Source organism: Desulfogranum aggregans (assembly GCF_055398265.1).
The window spans coordinates 53,902-72,057 of the sequence record NZ_AP042447.1 but is presented as its reverse complement, the minus strand read 5'-3'; the positions used below and the strand labels follow the sequence as shown (position 1 = coordinate 72,057).

15 protein-coding genes and 1 pseudogene are annotated in these 18,156 nt (G+C 49.3%); 2 read left to right on the top strand and 14 right to left on the bottom strand.

Annotated elements, in window-relative coordinates:
- Nucleotides 1–55: 55 nt before the first annotated feature.
- The 9 genes and pseudogenes from ACZ52Z_RS00295 to ACZ52Z_RS00255 all read right to left on the bottom strand — a co-directional run bounded on the left by ACZ52Z_RS00295 (nucleotide 56) and on the right by ACZ52Z_RS00255 (nucleotide 9,534).
- The gene (locus ACZ52Z_RS00295; RefSeq protein ID WP_464268770.1) at nucleotides 56–751 is read right to left on the bottom strand and encodes a type 1 glutamine amidotransferase; all 696 of its coding nucleotides are present in this window, start codon (nucleotides 749–751) and stop codon (nucleotides 56–58) included.
- 124 nt (nucleotides 752–875) lie between these two features.
- Nucleotides 876–2,180, bottom strand: coding sequence for a group II intron reverse transcriptase/maturase (gene ltrA / locus ACZ52Z_RS00290; RefSeq protein ID WP_464268769.1), 1,305 nt, complete (start codon nucleotides 2,178–2,180; stop codon nucleotides 876–878).
- Between the two features lie 576 nt (nucleotides 2,181–2,756).
- Nucleotides 2,757–3,329, bottom strand: a complete 573-nt coding sequence (locus ACZ52Z_RS00285) for a hypothetical protein (protein WP_464268768.1) — start codon at nucleotides 3,327–3,329, stop codon at nucleotides 2,757–2,759.
- Between the two features lie 579 nt (nucleotides 3,330–3,908).
- A complete protein-coding gene (locus ACZ52Z_RS00280) occupies nucleotides 3,909–4,991 on the bottom strand; it encodes an IS91 family transposase (protein ID WP_464268269.1) in 1,083 nt (360 codons plus the stop codon).
- Nucleotides 4,988–5,888 (bottom strand): annotated as a pseudogene (locus ACZ52Z_RS00275) (tyrosine-type recombinase/integrase). The gene ACZ52Z_RS00280 and the pseudogene ACZ52Z_RS00275 overlap by 4 nt, the downstream one beginning before the upstream one ends.
- A gap of 192 nt (nucleotides 5,889–6,080) precedes the next feature.
- Nucleotides 6,081–6,422 (bottom strand): hypothetical protein, encoded by a 342-nt coding sequence (locus ACZ52Z_RS00270; RefSeq protein ID WP_464268767.1) that lies wholly within the window; start codon nucleotides 6,420–6,422, stop codon nucleotides 6,081–6,083.
- A gap of 313 nt (nucleotides 6,423–6,735) precedes the next feature.
- Nucleotides 6,736–7,446, bottom strand: a complete 711-nt coding sequence (locus ACZ52Z_RS00265) for a hypothetical protein (protein WP_464268766.1) — start codon at nucleotides 7,444–7,446, stop codon at nucleotides 6,736–6,738.
- Nucleotides 7,447–7,742: 296 nt separating this feature from the next.
- Nucleotides 7,743–8,429 (bottom strand): MAE_28990/MAE_18760 family HEPN-like nuclease, encoded by a 687-nt coding sequence (locus ACZ52Z_RS00260; RefSeq protein WP_464268765.1) that lies wholly within the window; start codon nucleotides 8,427–8,429, stop codon nucleotides 7,743–7,745.
- Complete coding sequence (locus ACZ52Z_RS00255) at nucleotides 8,419–9,534, bottom strand: DUF262 domain-containing protein (RefSeq protein WP_464268764.1); 1,116 nt, start codon at nucleotides 9,532–9,534, stop codon at nucleotides 8,419–8,421. The genes ACZ52Z_RS00260 and ACZ52Z_RS00255 overlap by 11 nt, the downstream gene beginning before the upstream one ends.
- A gap of 513 nt (nucleotides 9,535–10,047) precedes the next feature.
- Between ACZ52Z_RS00255 and ACZ52Z_RS00250 the strand changes: the two genes are divergently transcribed.
- Nucleotides 10,048–11,280 carry an integron integrase gene (locus tag ACZ52Z_RS00250; RefSeq protein ID WP_464270734.1) on the top strand — a complete coding sequence of 411 codons (1,233 nt, stop codon included), beginning with the start codon at nucleotides 10,048–10,050 and terminating at the stop codon, nucleotides 11,278–11,280.
- Between the two features lie 129 nt (nucleotides 11,281–11,409).
- On the opposite strand, the gene ACZ52Z_RS00245 is transcribed toward ACZ52Z_RS00250, so the two are convergent.
- Nucleotides 11,410–12,393 carry an alpha/beta hydrolase gene (locus ACZ52Z_RS00245; protein ID WP_464268763.1) on the bottom strand — a complete coding sequence of 328 codons (984 nt, stop codon included), beginning with the start codon at nucleotides 12,391–12,393 and terminating at the stop codon, nucleotides 11,410–11,412.
- Nucleotides 12,394–12,582: 189 nt separating this feature from the next.
- Between ACZ52Z_RS00245 and ACZ52Z_RS00240 the strand changes: the two genes are divergently transcribed.
- The gene (locus ACZ52Z_RS00240) at nucleotides 12,583–13,434 is read left to right on the top strand and encodes a YitT family protein (RefSeq protein ID WP_464268762.1); all 852 of its coding nucleotides are present in this window, start codon (nucleotides 12,583–12,585) and stop codon (nucleotides 13,432–13,434) included.
- 15 nt (nucleotides 13,435–13,449) lie between these two features.
- On the opposite strand, the gene ACZ52Z_RS00235 is transcribed toward ACZ52Z_RS00240, so the two are convergent.
- The 4 genes from ACZ52Z_RS00235 to ACZ52Z_RS00220 all read right to left on the bottom strand — a co-directional run bounded on the left by ACZ52Z_RS00235 (nucleotide 13,450) and on the right by ACZ52Z_RS00220 (nucleotide 18,020).
- A complete protein-coding gene (locus ACZ52Z_RS00235; protein ID WP_464268761.1) occupies nucleotides 13,450–14,934 on the bottom strand; it encodes an MltF family protein in 1,485 nt (494 codons plus the stop codon).
- Between the two features lie 39 nt (nucleotides 14,935–14,973).
- Nucleotides 14,974–16,302 (bottom strand): TRAP transporter large permease, encoded by a 1,329-nt coding sequence (locus ACZ52Z_RS00230; protein ID WP_464268760.1) that lies wholly within the window; start codon nucleotides 16,300–16,302, stop codon nucleotides 14,974–14,976.
- The gene (locus ACZ52Z_RS00225; protein WP_464268759.1) at nucleotides 16,299–16,802 is read right to left on the bottom strand and encodes a TRAP transporter small permease subunit; all 504 of its coding nucleotides are present in this window, start codon (nucleotides 16,800–16,802) and stop codon (nucleotides 16,299–16,301) included. Before ACZ52Z_RS00225 ends, ACZ52Z_RS00230 begins: the two co-directional genes overlap by 4 nt.
- A 144-nt stretch (nucleotides 16,803–16,946) precedes the next feature.
- Nucleotides 16,947–18,020, bottom strand: coding sequence for a TRAP transporter substrate-binding protein (locus ACZ52Z_RS00220; RefSeq protein ID WP_464270733.1), 1,074 nt, complete (start codon nucleotides 18,018–18,020; stop codon nucleotides 16,947–16,949).
- Between the last annotated feature and the right edge of the window lie 136 nt (nucleotides 18,021–18,156).

Sequence of the window (18,156 nt, the reverse complement as noted above, 5' to 3'; positions counted from 1 at the left end):
AGCTCGGCGTATTTTCCTTATTAATTTTCTTAGAGCCGTCCGGTGCAGCGTCTTGTCAGCCATCACTTGCATGTAAGTGCTCAAGAACTTTGCCCATTAAACTGTTTATTGATAGATAACACTTTTGAGGAGCGGACAAAATTTGTGCCTTGGATTGGATGTATTCACCTTCCACAAGTTCATCTCTACAGTTCTCGACAATTGCTTGTGCAGATAATGGCGTGGTTTCCAAGTGGAACTGCAACCCGATAATATTGCTGTCAATTTGGAAAGCTTGATTTTCACAACCTTTACTTCTCGCTAGTTGAACAGCACCTTTTGGCAGGCTGAAGGTTTCACCATGCCAATGGAACACTTCTATTTTTTCTGGAAACTGAAAAACTGAAGCAGTTCCGGATTCAACTGCTTCAACAGGAAACCACCCAATTTCTTTTTCTGAATTTGCGAAAACTTCACCTCCCATTGCATTAGCAATGAGTTGCGCTCCCAAACAGATACCAAGAACAGGCTTACCCGCTTCAATAGTGCTTTTAATGAACTTCTTCTCTTTTACAAGCCAAGGGTGTTCTGTTTCATCGTTGACACTCATCGGACCACCCATGACAACGAGCAAATCAATATCACCAATATCTGGGAGAACACCTGAGTTGAAAAATTGGGTGCTGGATATTGTATAACAAGCATGTCGAAGCCAGGGTTCGATACTACCCAAGCCTTCAAACGGTACATGTTGCAAGTAATGTGCTCGCATTTTGAATCCTGCTTTTTATGGCATTAAGGTAGGACGGCCAGTTACCCGACCGCCCCCTCTCAGATCCCTGCGTGCGGTATTCCCGCACAGGGCTCCTCGATATTATTCGCTTCGTACAAAAGCGTTATTTGGCCCAATAACCGATTATGCGGGGTCGAGGGATACCAAAGAACTCCATAAGTTCGAGAAATCCTCGCCAGTTAAAGCTTTTCCGTTGGCTGCGTCGGTTCAACCACTTAAAGACGATCCCGCAGCTGAGGCGGTAGAAGGAATTCAGCTTGCGATAGTTCCCGCTGACACCATAGTAATTGTAGTGCCCCTGGAGCTTCGCTCGCAGTTGCTCCATGATTTCCGCCAAGCCTTTGCTGCGGTTGGTCTTTATCCACGATCGCATTGCTGAAAGGGCCAGCTGGAACTTCTTCTTTGCTGTCCTCATACTCACCAGTGGCTTCCCTTTCCTGCTCAGAACCCATCGATATTCAAAACCCAAAAAAACAAAGGTCTCACTCTTCTCGGTTTCAAATCTGGTGAATTTGATTGCTTTCGTCTTCTCTTTGGAAAGCTCGAGGTTGAACTTGCCAAGTCGCTTGCCGATGACCCTTTGCACTTTATGCAAATCTTCCCGGTACTGGAAACAGCACACATAATCATCAGCGAATCTCATGAGATAGGCGTCTCCTTTACAACGAGGTTTGACGATTTTCTCAAACCAGAGATCCAACACAAAGTGGAGGTAGATGTTGGCCAGCACGGCAGAAACTACACCACCTTGAGGAGTACCGGTCACTGGTAATATTACCCGGCCATCCTCCTCCAAGATACCAGCCTTGAGCCACTTCCTGATCAGATTCATAAAGGAGCGATCATCTATCCGCAGCTCAAGCATACGTAACAGCCAATCATGATCAAGATGATCGAAAAAGCCTTTTATATCTGCATCCAAAATCCACCGAAACTTGCCACGATGGATTCGTTGGCTCAACTGAAGAGCCGCTTTTTGGGGCCCCTTGCCACGGCGATACCCATGGCTGCAGGGCAGGAAATCCTGTTCAAAGATTGCCGAAAGGATGTGCGCTACGCTATGCTGCACCAACTTGTCACCCATTTCCGGAATACCAAGGGGGCGTTGTTTCCCACCTGGCTTGGGAATATAGCGGCGGCGAACAAGCTTGGCCTTATAGCGTTTCTCCTTCAGGGCGGTGGTGATACCCCTGACATTACCCTGAAGATCTTTCCCAAACGTCTCCCAATCAACGCCGCTTACTCCAGGCGCTGACTTACGATTAAGCTGGCTGAAACTCCAGCACAGGTTTGTTTCGTTCAGGAGACTGTACAGATTGCCGAATCGGTGATGTGGATCCTCCTTTGCTTTCTTTGCTATTCCCCGCAGTGAGGTTTGCATATGTTTATCAGCCTGTCGTATCTGCATATGTTTCCTTTGCGGGCTGCATAATATCGTCATTCCCTTCCCCATGTGATCGGCCCTACCGTCTCGGAGTACTATGGAATGATCTGACTCCCTTCTACCCATCAGACGTTCTTCTTGTGGTTGAAACGTCTTACCTCCTGCTCACAGGAGGAGATGGAAGGGTCTCCCAGGTTCCTGACACTTCTCTCACTGCATGCCACGCTCTCGGACCCCGGCAGCCCCTCGGGAATCTTGCCAAAGCGATTCCGTTGTACTGGCTTCCGACACGTTAACATCGTCGCCAACTGCACTATACTCTGACGAGGCTGAATTGCTTGAGGGAGGTACGTCTCCCCTGCGGCCTACAGTGTTCCCTGTGTACGCTTCACGACTGTTGTTCGCCGATTTTCCGGCTCCGCGAGTCGCGCAACACTCGGTACGGGCTGCTGGCTAGGCTTTGCCCGATCGGGACTTCCCACCATACGGTGAGGCACCCGACAAGAAGCGCCAAGCTGCGCCTGGCGCACCAACGTGGAGTTCAGGGGCCCGCGCTCTTTGCGGGTCCGCTGGAACGTTTGGTTGTGTGAGTTATTTTATTTAATTTCTTATATCTGAGCTTCTAACTCTTCTGGTTTTCTTCTTAGTATTGGCTTGGAATGAGATTCTTTCAAGACCTTTTGGGCAAATAAAGAAATCGGTATCGATTGTAGGTGGTTTACCGCCAGTGATGTATGTAACTTGTTGCTCTTTATGTAATTTATTCAAGTGAGCCAAAACAATTTGAGGTTCACTATCAATTATTTTTGCAATTGATACCGGACTACCAGCTTGGTTTAACGCCCTAAACTTAATTACTTGAGTCAGGATCGACAGTTCGAGAATATTTGGAGTGATAGTTTGAGAGCTAGGATCTGGCGTTTCTTGTTGTTCATTGGACTTTATTTTTCTTATGAAAATTAAGAGATTGACGACAATAATGAACAACAATAATGACAACGTAGCCAGTGCTAGAACAAAACGAATCTCAGGTTTTGCCAAATATTCTATTTTGATTCCTAAGCTATTAAGGAAATCGTAAAGAAACAAAGATGATGGGACTGCCGTGAAGACTAATGGAATTAGTACTTTTGATGTATTTGTTGGCAAGAATTTTTTGACGATTTCAATCACATCAATTTCCTTTTAGGCGCAGAACTCCACGTTGTGTGAAAATTTTTATTTATACCCTTAGGTCGATAGGTGTCCTGCAGCGACCCCGACTCCTGTAGCCCATAAACTTTCAACTGCAGAGCTTAAAAATATACGAGTACGAGCGTTTAATGTCTTTTTCATAGGCACCCCCTTAATGTTGTTTTGATTCGATGGCATCAATAAGAAACTTAAATAACGCAACAAAAATAACAAAAGGGCTACGAAGCCAACAATCGCTATGAGGGGTGTCAATCCCCCACCACCTATCGAATAAGGTTAGACCGTGAGAGCGAAGCGAGCCACGGTCTGAACCGTTTGTTGGACAAGCCTGGTAACCTATATAGAAAATATCTTATGGGAGTGGTGGTTGCCAGAGTCGGCAGATAAGGCTTAGGCTGTTTCAGCCTTTGGAATTCTGATCTTTGAAAGAGACATTTTTAACAAAGCGTGATGAAAACACTGTTTTTTGAGCGCAGGAGTACCTTGCCGGCAGTAAGCGGTTTTTTTCAAGGGCAAAAATGTTGGTCCAAGGCTACATAACCATTTCTCCTTTGCAGCTTATACCAAGCACATTGCTTTCCTTGGCGGTGGCTTCGGTAGCATAGTCATGATGATTTGCATGGCTGCTCCGCATTTTCGACACATTATCGTTGGTCGTTTCCTGCTGGTCGGCAGCAATGTAAATCCAGGTACCCGCAGAACCATCTGCAGAAATTGAATGAGTTTTTTGCTGCAGGGGTGGAGAAACCCGTAACACCTTGCCCGTCGGAAGCCTTTTGGCAGTACATGGAGCATGAGCAGGTAAAGGAAATATTCACCGGTGACTGTCTTTATCCGATATTGGCCTGTTTTGGCATGAAGGTATCGGTAGGTGACCTTGGTGTCCGTACACCAAAGAATATCTTGTTCGCGGATTACCCCACGATACAGATATCTGCCAAGATAAACGATGGCCTTGTTGCCATTGCCAACGTTTTTACAGTCAACAACCCAGATCGATGGGCAGTCGGCTGGCACCTGCATTTCTTTACCGGCAATGGCCTGGAGCAATTTTGCTCTGAAGACCTTGGCCAGGGCTTTATGGTTGAAGAGATAGCCCGGTGATTTTACCCGCCAGAGCCCGGTTTTCAGGTTGATGCTCGCGGCCGGGATAACCACATGGATATGGGGGTGGAAGTCAAGACTTCTGGAGTGGGTATGGAGGATGGCAGTGAACCCAGCGGTTCCTCCAAGTTTTTTGTCATTTTTGGCAAAGGTTTTCAGTACATCCTGAACGGCTGCAAACATCAGGGAGAAGATGATCCGCTGGTTCTTCCAGGCCAGTTCCCTGAGTTGACTCGGTAGGGTGAACGTTATCAGGTAGTATGTGCTTGGCAGCAATTTGCCAAGCTGCCTCTCAATCCACTGTTGGCTTTCATGGTTCTGGCAATGAGGGCAGTTTCGGTGCCCGCAAGAATGGGGAATATAGGTCGAGTGTTGACACTGCCGCTCTGAGCATTGTGCCAGCATGTGCGGCCCGTGCTCCTGCCTGCATTGCGCCATTGCCCGTAAGGCTTTAAGGTGCCCAGGTAGCACAACATGTTGATATCGGCTGAGGAAACGGTCTTGGAATTGGCTAATGACAGAGGAGAGCAACATCATTTGACCCTTCCCCATGTAATCTCAAAACTGTCGGCCAGTGCGTTGACGGCTTGACGGGCGTTGTTTTTGGTGTTGCTGGTAAGGTGGGTGTAGCGGGCGGTGGTTAGGATGCTGACGTGGCCAAGGATTTGCTGTAACTCAAGGAGATCAACACCTGCTTCCAGCATATGCGTTGCATAGCTGTGACGTAGTGAGTGGCATGAGATTTTTTTTTATGCCGAGATCTTTGGTAACTGACTTCATGGCAACCTGTATGCCACCTCGGTCCAACGGTTGCTCGGCCAATCGGGCGTTGTTAAGCCCTCTTTTTCGGCTTGGGAAGAGAAAGTGAGGATGTTTGTGAACTGTCCAAAATGCTCTCAGGGTGTGCAGTGTCTTTTCGGGTAGCGGTACCAATCGGTCCTTGTTGCCCTTGGAGTCGCGGATATGAACCCGCATGCGGGATGGGTCGATATCGCCGACAGTGAGCCTGACCCCTTCTCCCAGGCGTAGCCCCAAACTGTAGGCAGTGAAAAAGAAAACCCTGTAGCTCAACCTATTGGTTGCACCAAACAGTCGGTTCAGTTGCTCAATGGTCAGAATGTCGGGTATTCTGGAAGTCTTGGGTGGTTTGATCAAGGGGATATCTTCCCAGGTCTTTTTGAGTACATGGGAATAGAAAAACTTCAGACCATAGAGGTCGAGCTTGACCGTACTCCATGAATGGTGCTCCAATAAATCATGGAAATACTCGAGCAACTGCTCGGATGTGAGGTCGTCGATCCTGCTGTCGAAGTAATTGCCAATACGCCTGAGCGCCCTGGAGTAGGCCTCGATGGTTTTTGGCTGCAGGCCGTTGAGCTTCAACGACTTCTGGTGTTTGTGGTAATAGGCAGCAAATTCGGGACCAGTAGGCATGCCTGTATTCATTGTAACCTCCGCTTTGGGCTGGATAATATGAGTGGCAAATAGTTTGCCGGTACACCTTTGTTTTATCACAGACAGAGCGGAGTGTTACAATGTATCAGAAACAAAAAGGGCATGTAGCTCATTGGTTTTTCTGCCGCGTAGCGGCTTCGTCCAACACCCCTATCGACCTAAAGGTACAAATTAGCTAACTGTTTTATAAAATGATCTGTTCCCTTCTTTTTTAAATATGATTTTATTCTTATCCTCTAAATGCCTTGCAATAGTCGCGAATAACCAACCAGTTTTATTGTCTATTTTGTTCTCTTGTGGATAAGAGGACTTTTTCAAATCTAATTCATCTTTTATAAAGGTTGCTGGTACCCAACGCTCAGCGTAGTTAGATTCTGATTCTTTTATAAATTCATAAACTTCATTTGCTATCTGGCCAAACAGCTCATGTATTTTAACTTTGTGAGTCATATTTTCATCCTTTTTGGCACACAACGTTTCGAGCTGAGCGGCAGCGTCCTGCAGGGAGGTCACTGTCAAGTGGCCTCCCTGTGGGGCGATGTCCGCTCCGGCGGTTGGATGGCGGCCTGCGAATCAGCAAGCAGGCATCTTGTAATTTCGAGCTCGGCGTATTTTCCCGATTAATTTTTTTAGAGCCGTCAGCCAAGTGCTGGAGCGGTTACGCTCAGCTCGAAACGATGGCGTCGCGCGCAGCGGGGCGGCATCGTGAAGTTGAGGGGCGGCGAAATTAAAGATTTCTTAGAAAGGATTGATGCCCTTTATGATTTTTTTGCAAAATGCCCCAAACTTCTTGCCGTCCCTCTCGAACGTTTTGTTCGGCATTTTTCTATTTCAGATCTATGCTTCCGTCTTCATTTTTTGGGAAACCATCTTTCACATGCGTGTATATAACTTTTCCATCTCTCTTTATTTCAAATGCATTAAGCCATTTGTTTCCAACCTTTACGAACTTTAGCCTTTCATTAGTTTTTCCATTTCTCGCAAAAATATTAATTGAGAAGGTTCTTTCATTCAGGTTTTGATACAAGGTATCAACCCTATATGGTGTAATGGTTCCAGAATGAGGCCCCAAGTTTTCAAGTTTGAAATTCTTATTGGCTTCATTTATTGCTTTAAATACTCCTTTTTCTTTCTCAAACACCTTAAACCTGTCAAGATCGGATACCTCCATCTTGATGTCATACATAGGGTAATCGCTGCTATTTAATGCAATTAATGCGGGGTTAATACCATCGATATAAATTGGATAAACTGAAATATAACCGTCACCACCAGAGATGATTGAAATCTGCTTATCAGAATGTTCTTCTAACTTTTTAGATAGGTCATGAATTATTTGAGTTTTTTCAGCAATAGTCCTTTCGAAATTCGATTTTTCACTTTGAGAGTTAATTGAACCTGTAATTACTAGAGAGCCACCTATTATAATTGCCCAAAAATTTAGCCTTTTAAATATTTTGACTGACTTTGATGATGGTAGGAGACCTGCAAGTGCCATTAGCACGGAACCAATTGCAATTAATAAAGTATTGGTCATTATAAATATTGTTATTTTTGGTTAAAATATTATCGACCATCTTTGCAGAAAAGCCGAACGTTTCGAGCTGAGCGGCAGCGTTCTGCAGGGAGGTCACTGTCAAGTGGCCTCCCTGTGGGGCGATGTCCGCTCCGGCGGTTGGATGGCGGCCCGCGAATCAGCAAGCAGGCATCTTGTCAGTTTCGAGTTCGGCGTTTTTTCGATTGTTATTCTATAGAGCCGCCAGCCAAAGGCTTGAGCGGTTACGCTCAGCTCGAAACGATGGCGTCGCGCGCAGCGGGACGCCATCGGTGAGTTCACCGGCGATCCTCAGCGAGTCCGGTGGAATGGTTTGTTGGATTTCTTTTATATTTTTTTTGTGTTGCGTGATTCTCTATCGAATTTTTAATATAATCTAAGGAGTTAATGACTAGATCATGTAATTCTAAAAATGTGGTTTCATCTATCTCATGTTTTTCTCCATGAGCAATCTTATTTCTGTAGTGCAACAACTTTCCATCAATCCCAAGTGATTTACTTTTCCAGAATTCATCATATGGGAGACCTATTGTGTTGAGCAAATTTTGAAGAACTCTAGATGACAAGTTTGACTCAGTATCAACTACACCATTATAAGGGACTCTTGCTCGATCAGACTGGTTTAACATTATAAAATCAATAAATTGATTATGTGTGTTGATACGTTTACTTTTTGAAAGGTCAGATATTATGGATTTACATGAGACTGCAATAAAATTGGTAGTTAACTCGCAATACTGTAACCGTTGTCGTGAGACGAACTCAAGATAACAACTTGACGCCTCTTTTATGAATCCCTCCCAATGTGCGTAAATCATGGGGATTGAAGCTCTTAAATATGCTTTTTTTATATGAGCCCTCCTCTGGCTGCGAATATTTAATAATAAGGTGGTAATTTCCTTTTTACGCCAAGCAAGAGCATTATTTAAAGCAGTATTTAACTCTATTGTACTTCTAATCTTCATGGCTATATGCAGAACGACCCATAGGGATTGTTATGGGAATTCTTATTGATGCCCTTATGCCAGACCCAGTACTACTTACAAACTGTGGATCGTCCCATAAAGATTTTTGGTTTTGATTAAGAGTCTCTTCTGAAATTGAATAATTCGATACTTGTGAATTATATGCTATCCCAAGAGCTACAATTTCGAACATTGATATTAATACCGGACCACTTGGGGCGTTTTTACTCTGATTAAACTTCTTAAAACTATCTTCTCCAATGGAACCTCCTAGAGTTTGAAATGTTTTCCGGAAAGCATTCTCAGTCTTTTCTCGATCGTAGCCTTGGTCTTCAGCTATGGCAATTATTCTATCGGTGATAAATGTTCCTACTTCTTTTATTGAACCAAGGTCGGTTTCCTCAATATCCCATAAAGTAACAAAACGGACTAGTAACTCCATGTCGTACTGCTCTTCTTTTTGTCTTTCAGATAGCGGTAGACAAATTTGAAAGTTTGGATCATTTTTTAGAGTTACCAACCAATCGTAGAAATCTTTATTTACCATTATTAAAATACAGTTTCTCACTTCTTGGTCAGTAGCAAGAGAACCACCCGTGTTTAACCTCTGAAATAATTCATATTTTGACTTTGAGTCACTTTTGTTTAATACAATTTTTAAATCAAATCTTGACCTTTTGATTTTTAATTTTGCCATCGGGGGCAATTCACTTTGATTTTCTCCTGGATTCGCCCAAACTTTTTTCTCTAAAGAAGGAAGGTACCTTGTTTTTTCTAGAACTAATGGAGTTACTAATTCAGAGTTATGATCCTTTAACTCTCCCATTAGTTCCAAAATTGTTGATATTCTTTGTAATCCATCAACAACGTCCCAAGTGCCATTGTCTGTTTCAGAAACAAAAATAGATGGGATCGGAATGCCCAACAAAAGTGACTCAATAAATCTTGATTTTTGCTCCGAAGTCCACCTGAAAAATCGCTGAAATTCTGGATGAATTTCTAGCTCACCATCTCTATATAATGAAATCAACTCACCTACTGACATGGCATAAGCATCTGTAGAGATTTCTTGACTTCGTTCTGATATTTCTGTTTCAAGTGACATTATGTCTCCTGCAATTTATTTGATTAATCCAACGTTTAATAGGCGTCAGACGTTTTTACACACACTGATTACTTTTTTGTTTTTCAGCTCAGCTTTTGCCTGCTGAAAAATTTCCCCTGTCATTGCAACACTTCCAGCGGCGAACGCGTCTGCACCGTGTTTTTATCTTTCATAACTAGCAAAAATTGCATTAAATATACAGTATATAGCTCGCAGGATGCCTGATCGCAAGCACTTTTACCTGTCCAGGTTTCCGGGGAAATATTGGAAGTTTTACAGTTGACGCATAACGGGAATTTCTTTTCGTTCACCCCCACTTTTGTCTCCTGCTTTACCTGCTTTTGGCGCGGTATTTTGGGACTATGTGCTTATTATCGGTCTGCTGCATAATACGTTATTCATTTCGCTTTTTTGTTTATGTCCTCAACAAACAGTACTTTTCTAGCAACGGAATTTGGGAATTTTCTCCTGAACAATCACCTGGTACCCCAAGGTCGAGAACAATACTTCGTGATGTGGGTCCGACGTTTTTTTAAGGAGCGTTCCTCGCTAACAGAACATGCGTGGACCGAACAGTTGACCCGCTACCTTGAGGTGCTTGAGGCCGAGCCCACCGTCGAATCATGGCAGCTGCGTCAGGCTGAACAGGCGGTGCGGCTCTACTTCGTCAACTTTCTGGAAATCAAGGGTGAGGCGGAGCCGGCCAAACCACTGGTTGCCCTTGATGCCCGTGGCGCCTTTTTGCCGGATGCCGCCCTGCAGGCATTTACCGAGGCCTTGCGCTTAAAAAACTATGCCTATCGCAGCGAAAAAACCTACCTTGGGTGGTGTCGTCGCCTGTTCCGATATGCAGCAAAAATGCAGAACGTGACCACCTGGGAGCCGATCTCCATTTCTCCTGCACTGGTCCGTGATTATCTTGCCCGCCTTGCCGTTCAGGGTCGGGTATCGGCCTCGACCCAGAATCAGGCCTTCAGTGCCTTCCTTACCTTTGGCCGCCTGGTGCTGCGAATGGAGCTCGGCGACCTTAAGGAAACCGTACGGGCCAGGCAGGGCAAACGCTTGCCCACTGTCTTCAGTGTAGAAGAAATGCAGCGGCTGCTGCCCCATCTTGAAGGGACCATCGGCCTGATGCTGCGCATCATCTATGGCGGGGGACTTCGCCTCACCGAATGTTTGCGGCTGCGGATCCAGGATCTGGATTTCGATCAGGGGCTGGTGTACGTGCGCGGCGGCAAAGGCGATAAGGACCGGACCACCCTTCTGGCCGAGTCAGTGCATGGGGAACTGCGTGAACATCTGGGTCGGATCAAGGAACTGCACTGCCAGGATCTGGACGAGGGGTGTGGCGAAACTTCCCTTCCCCATGCCCTGGAACGCAAATACCGAAACGCTGCCAGAGAGTGGGGGTGGCAGTTTGTTTTTCCCAGCGGTAAGCGGTCGGTTGATCCGCGCACCGGGGTGATCAGGCGGCACCACGTGAGCGCCAGTGCGGTACAGCGGGGGATGAAAAGCGCGGTCCGGGCAGCAGGGATCGATAAACATGCCTCGGTGCATACCCTGCGCCACAGCTTTGCTACCCACCTGCTGCTCAATGGGGTTGACCTGCGCCAGATCCAGGACTACCTGGGGCATGCCAAGGTGGAAACCACCATGGTCTATACCCACGTGGTCAAGGACCTGCGCAACCCGGCGGTCAGCCCTCTGGATATGGTCGGCCATCTGGCGGACGCAAGCCAGCAGTGAAGGTAATCTCCTTTTCCTGCTCTCTTTTGCCAGCCAACAAAAGCTGACGTTGCATCGCAGCTTCGCACCCCTCCTGGTGGCCTCAGGGATTGAACTGTCGTTGGCCCTGGTTTTCTTGCAGAGTGACCTTCAGTGGTGGGAGCCGGCTCCACCTGTGCCCGAAAATGCACTGTGCAGAAAATCAAGAATGATTGCGGCAATGGTGCTGGTGCAGTTGGGGGCAAGGATATCACCGGCCAGGACGTGACGCTCCGGGGCTTCGGTATCGGCGATGGGCACCAGGAGTTTATCGGCTGCACCTATCCGCGCAAAGGTTGCGGGAATTGCCCGGGGATCAATCACCCGGTCATAGGGCGAATAAATGGTTAACACCGGCTGATGGATGGTTTCCAGGGGAAGAGAGCGGACCAGGCGAATAAAGGCGATCATGGGCAGCAGGGCCCGGGTCGGGAAACGGTAGGTCCAATAGGTGCGATGCAGCTCGCCCTGAGGTTTCCAACTGTACTCCGGCCCATTGACCAGTTCACCGATCAGGCCGCCCCAGGGCAAGGTCAGCAGCACGGATCGTTTGTCGGCCAGGGCGTAATTAGGTGAAATCAGAATAAAGGCCGCGGCGTGCCGGGCCATGGGCTGCACGGCCAGCCAGGTCGCTGCTGCCGCACCGGTGGAAAGTCCCATAACCACGACCCGCTCACCGATCCGCCTGCCGATGGCCATGGCCTCGGCAATGTCGTTGACATAGGCATTGACCGTGCATTCAAGCATGGCCTCGGAGGTGCGGCCGTGGCCGGTGAAACGGGTATAAAACAGGTTGGCGCCCAAGGCTGCAGCCACCCTGTCCGCCAGCGGAGCCGACTCCTGGCGGGTCGCGGAAAACCCGTGCAGGTAGATGACCGAGAGGGGGGTCTTTTGGCCGGGTTCCCCTGCCCAGCGGATAATCTTTTCCGTACCGGGCACCAGGTCATTGTAGAGAGCTTCCTGCTCAGCCAGGTAGCGGTCAAGATCCTCGGGCAGGGTGAGCGGCCGGATGGTGGTATCGACCTCTACCCGCGGACCGGCAAGAAAAAAAAGCAGCAGAAGGAGCAACACCCCTCCCCCGAGTAGCAGGTACATCGCAGGTCTCCTTTTCAACGGACGCAACAATTCCACTCAACAGTCTGTGCCGGGAAGCGTCCGCACCAGGCAAAGAAAAAAAGGGTGCCCCATTGCACAAAACACTTCCCTTTTCCCTCTTCCTCCTATACAGTTCCCGACCTTTTTTTGCAAACCTCTCTGTACGGAGCTACCTTCGAGGAGCGAACCATGCCCAACCTGACGCAATCACGCTCATGGAACCTGTTGCTGATCACCGTGGGAGCGGTCATCTTTTCCATCGGCATCAAGGCCATTGTTGTTCACCACGACTTTATCACCGGCGGAGTATTTGGAGCCGCGCTCCTGTTACATAACAGCGTTGGTCTCCTGCCTCCGGCAATATGGTTTCTGCTGCTGAACCTGCCGCTGTTTGCGGTCAGCTACTTTTTTGTCGGCAGGCGATTCTTCTTCTACAGCCTGTACGGTATGCTCGTCACCACCCTGGCGACCCAGTTTATTTCGCTCGACTTCCACATCCATGAACAGATCTATGCCGCCATTGCCGGCGGAATCACCTGCGGAGCCGGGTGCGGGATTATCTTTCGTTCCCTGGGCTCCGGAGGTGGACTTGATATCATTGCGGTGGTGCTCTACACCAGATTCAACATCGGCGTAGGCAGGGTCTTTCTCCTGTTTAATTCCGTTCTCTTTGCCTTTGCGGCCACGCTCTACACCCCGGACATGGTTATTGCCTCCATCATCATGGTATTCATCACCTCGATCAGTATGGAGAGGGTCATGGTCCTGTTCAACCAGCGAAAAATCGTCTACGTGATCAGCGACTACAGCCAGCGCATAGCCAAACAGATGCAGGAGGAAATGGCCCAGGGCGCAACCTTTATCCGAGGCAAGGGCGCCTTCAGCGGACAGGATAAACTGATTCTTATGGCAATCACCAACAATATCCAGCTCAAAAAACTGGAGAACATCGTTTTCAATGAAGACGATAAGGCGTTGTTTATTGTTGAGGACAGCTTTAACGTGATCGGCTCCTCCTTTGGCAAGCGCAAGATGTATTAAGCAGCGGGAGAAAAGTCAGCGGGCATACTGCTCGCGCAGCACCGTTTTCCCCACCTGCTTCTTGGACATATTGCGCAGGATCAGGCGGTAGGCGATAGAGTACTTGTAAATGTTGGCCACGTACTGGACGGTCTCCCGCCCAATTCGCTGGGCAGCTATCAATTCCACATTGTTGAACCACGTATTGCGGTCAAGCCCCTGGGCTGCCGCCTCTTTGCGGAGACCTGCGATGCGGGCCGGTCCCGCATTGTAGGCTGCAAAGGCGAAAAGGTGTTGATTGAGCGGGTCGATTTCCTCGTCGGCGTAGTAGCGGTCGGTCAAAAAGCGCAGGTACTTGGTTCCGGCATGGATATTGGGTTCCAGCTTCTCGATCTCCGATATATTGACCTTGGGATCTGCGGCCGTACTCGGCAGCACCTGCATAATGCCGACCGCACCGGCTTTGCTTCGCTTTGCCTGATCCAACCCGGACTCCTGATAGGCCATGGCGCCCAGCATTATCCAGTCAAAGGCATAGCGGTTGGCGTATTGCTTGAGAATCGCAACCACCTGTTGGAATTTTTTCATCTCCGCTTCCGAGGTGTTATTGCGTACCCCTGAAGCATTTTCCAGGTAGCGGCGGGTAAGCATATTGAAGTGGAGAGTACCCTGCCTGTTGGCTTTGACAAACCGGTTGAGCGTCTGCTTGAGCAGGGGACTGTTTTTGCGGATTGCCCAGGCGATCTGACCGCCACTGCGCACCACGATGTTTTCGTGCACCTTGATTGCAGGAAAAACCTGTTTCCACAGCTCGGCCTTATGCAGATCGACCACGACCATGGGCAGCAGGCCGGCATTGACCATCTCGAGCAGGTCCTCATCTTCCAGGTATTCGGCGGCCGGAGTGATGGTGATCAGCGGCTTGTTTACCGCCTGCAGGGTCTGATTAACCTTGACCAGACTGGCGTGGTAGCTGCTCGACCGGCGGACAAAAATTTCTTTGCCGGCCAGATCAAACAGCGAGGAAAGCTTCGGCCCTTCCTTGGGAGTAATGACCACCTCGCGGGCATCGGTGAAAAACGGGTCTGTAAAATCAACCGTACGCCTGCGCTCCGGGGTTATGGTCAGGTTGCCGATAGCAATGTCGCCATATCCGGCAACCAGGTCGGGAAGCAGGCGGTCGCGCGAGGTGGGAATGACGACGGCCTTGATCTTGACATGCCCTTTTGCCTTTTCCCGGTTGAGATGCTGCTCAAAAAGTTTGATAGCCTCGTAGGAAAGGCCCTTTTGCTGTCCCCGATCAAGGGAATAAAAGGCCTTATTGAACGGCACCAGGAAGCGGATGACGTGCGCCTGGTTCATCGCATCAAGATCACCCAGCCGCTTGACCTTAAAGAACGAGTTCAGTGCAGGTTTCTGCGCATCGGCCAGGCACCCCCCTTCAAAATTCAACACTGCCAGCAGCATTGCTATCGCTGTCAGCAGCCACAACCGTCGGTATGATCGTCTTCTCTTCTGCATCCCTGGCCAATGCCCAAAGGGCGCGTTTTTGATTGTCTGCTAAAAACCGTAGAAGCCGGGAAAAATAACCAGTGATGCCAGCACCCCGATCTGAATCGCGATAAACGGAATCACCCCCCGGTAAATATCCACGGTCATCACCCCGGGCGGACACACGCCTTTGAGGTAAAAGAGCGAGAAGCCGAATGGCGGGGTTAAAAAAGAGGTCTGCAGGTTCATGGCAATCAGAATGGCAAACCACATGGGATTGATGCCGATCGACTCGGAGATGGGCAGTAGAATCGGCACCACGATATAGGATATTTCGATAAAATCGATGAAAAAACCGAGCAGCATGATCGACAGCATGGAGAGAATGAGAAAACCCCATTTTTCCCCCGGCAGGCTCATCATGAACTCTTCTACCAGCAGATCGGCACCGGTATAGACAAAAACCATGGAAAACGCGGTCGCCCCGATGAGGATCGCAAACACCATGGCCGTAATCTTGACCGTTTCCATGGACGAGTCGAGCAGGATCTTCCAGCTCAGTTTCCTGTAGGCCGCAGCCAGTAACATGGCTCCCAGAGCACCCACTGACGCCGATTCGGTCGGTGTGGCCACCCCTGCAAAGATAGAACCGAGCACCAGAACAATCAGGGTCAGCGGCGGCACGATAGCTTTTACCGCACGCCACACCATGCCTTTGCGTTGGTCTGCCGGCACCTCGATCTCCGGGGCGGCCCCCTTATCGATCAGGGCAATCACCAGGATATAGAGAATATAGCAGCCGACCAGCGCCAGCCCCGGTGCCAGTGCCGCCTGGAAGAGGTCGCCGACCGGCAGTTGAAAGACATCGCCCAGGATGATCAACACGATTGACGGAGGAATGATCTGTCCCAGGGTCCCGGCAGCACAGATGGTACCGGTGGAGAGTTTCTTACTGTAGCCGTATTTGAGCATCACCGGCAGGGAGATAACGCCCATGGCAACCACTGATGCCCCGACAACGCCGGTGGAGGCAGCCAACAGGGTGCCGACCAGGACCGTACTGATGGCCAGCCCGCCGCGGATCTTGCCGAAAAGGATGCCCATGGACTCGAGCAGCCGTTCAGCCAGTTGCGATTTCTGCAGGATAATACCCATCAGGATAAAGAGGGGAATCGCCATGAGGATGGTATTGGTCATGATCGAATAGGTCCGAAAGGGCATCATCGAAAACATGCTGAAGAACTCTTCCACCACATCCACGAACGTCGGGTTCGGGAGCATCTCCACAAAGGCGGCAATGGCACCGAAAAGCATGGCCACCGACCCGAAGGTGAAAGCAACCGGATACCCGACGACCAACAGTGCCAGTGCGGCAAAAAACATGACTATCCCGGTCATTTACCCCTCCTGTACAGTTCGATATTCTTGAGGATATAGCCGACTGCGGCAAAAAGCAGGAAGGCAAATGCCAGGGGAATCATCCCCTTGATAATATAGCGATAAGGCAGCCCGCCCGGGTCTTCGGAGATTTCTCCTGAGCTGTAGGCATCGTACACGAATTCAAACGATCCGAAAAAGAGCAGCAGTGTCAGCGGCAGCAGAAAAAAGATAGTGCCCAGAATATTGATCATCGCCTGTTTCCGCTTTTCCATGCGGTCATAGAGAAAGTCAACCCGGACGTGGCCTTCATGCTTTAAAGCGACCCCCACCCCAAAAAGGATGATCACCGAAAAGAGGTGCCATTCCATCTCCTGCATACCCACAGAACTTGCCCGGAAAAGGTAGCGCATCATCACATCGTAGGCGACATTGAGCACCATCAGGAGCAGCAGGAACGAGAGCCCCTTGCCGACGATATCGACCGTCCAACTGATAAAGGATTCTATTTTTTTCAACATGCGAGCGTAATCCGTTGCTGACGTGAACCTGCGTCCGTGACAGCGCAGGCGTTGATTCGCCGCGCGAGCAGGGTAAACACAAAACCGCCCTGTCGAGGTCCACTAGACAGGGCGGTCAACCAACATTCCCGGGAGGCCTGAAACCTACTCGGCAAGCACCTTGCTGGTCTCGATATAGTTGAACTCGGAAATGATGCTCCAGGTTCGGGCTTTTTCCATGTAGGATCGCTGAGAGTCAAGCACCTTTTTAAACAGCGGATCCTTTTCAGCATAGCTGTCGTAGAGACTGTCTGCAGCTTCCTTCATTGCCTTGAGTACCGGCTTGGGAAAGGTTTTGACCTTGATGTCCGGAAATTCGGTCTTCATCTGCGCCCAGGCATCCACGCTGCCGGCAAAGTTTTCGATGTACATTTCCGCGGTAACCGCCTTGATTGCCGTATCCAGCATGGCCTTGAACTCAGGGCTCAGTTTTTCATAGGCGCGCTTGTTGATGAGGAACTGCATCTCGGAAGCCGGTTCATGCCATCCGGTGTAGTAATAGGGAGCGATCTTGTGAAAGCCCATCTTGATATCCATGGCCGGACCGACCCATTCAAGCGCATCAATGGTTCCGCGGTCAAGCGAGGTGTAGAGTTCGCCCGGCGGGATATTGGTTACATTGACGCCCAGTTTGGCAAATACCTCGCCGGCAAGGCCGGGAATACGCATTTTCAGACCCTTGAGGTCTTCCAGGGAGTTGATCTCCTTACGAAACCAGCCGCCCATCTGTACGCCGGTGTTGCCGCCCGGCAAACTGATCACCTTGTACTTGTCATAGGCTTCCTGCATGAGCTCCATGCCGCCGCCGTAGTAGAACCAGGCGTACTGTTCGGAAGCAGTCATGCCAAAGGGAACCGAAGTAAAGAAAACCATGGCCATATCCTTGCCCTTCCAGTAGTAGGAAGCACTGTGGCCGATATCATACTGCCCGCCCTTGACCATATCCAGGATACCGAGGGCGGCTTTGTGTTTTTCCGCGCCCTCCACCCTGATGGTGAATTTTCCGCCACTCATCTCTTCCAGCAGCTTTGCCAGCTTCAACGGCGGGGACGCCAGCGGCGTCAGGGTCGAAGACCAGGTCATGGCCAGCTTCCATTTTACAGCCTTCTGGGCAAAGGCGGGAGCGGCCATCATCGACAGTGCAGCAAGTACAACAACAGTACGTACAACTAATTTCATCATACCCTCCTCAGTTGAGTTGTCATGCGTTCACTTCCCCTACCGGCCGCCTGCAGCTGTAACCGCTCTGCTGACAGCAGATACGTCGCCTACTATGACAAGTGCCGCCGGACAAATCAAGCACCTTGTCCGGCAA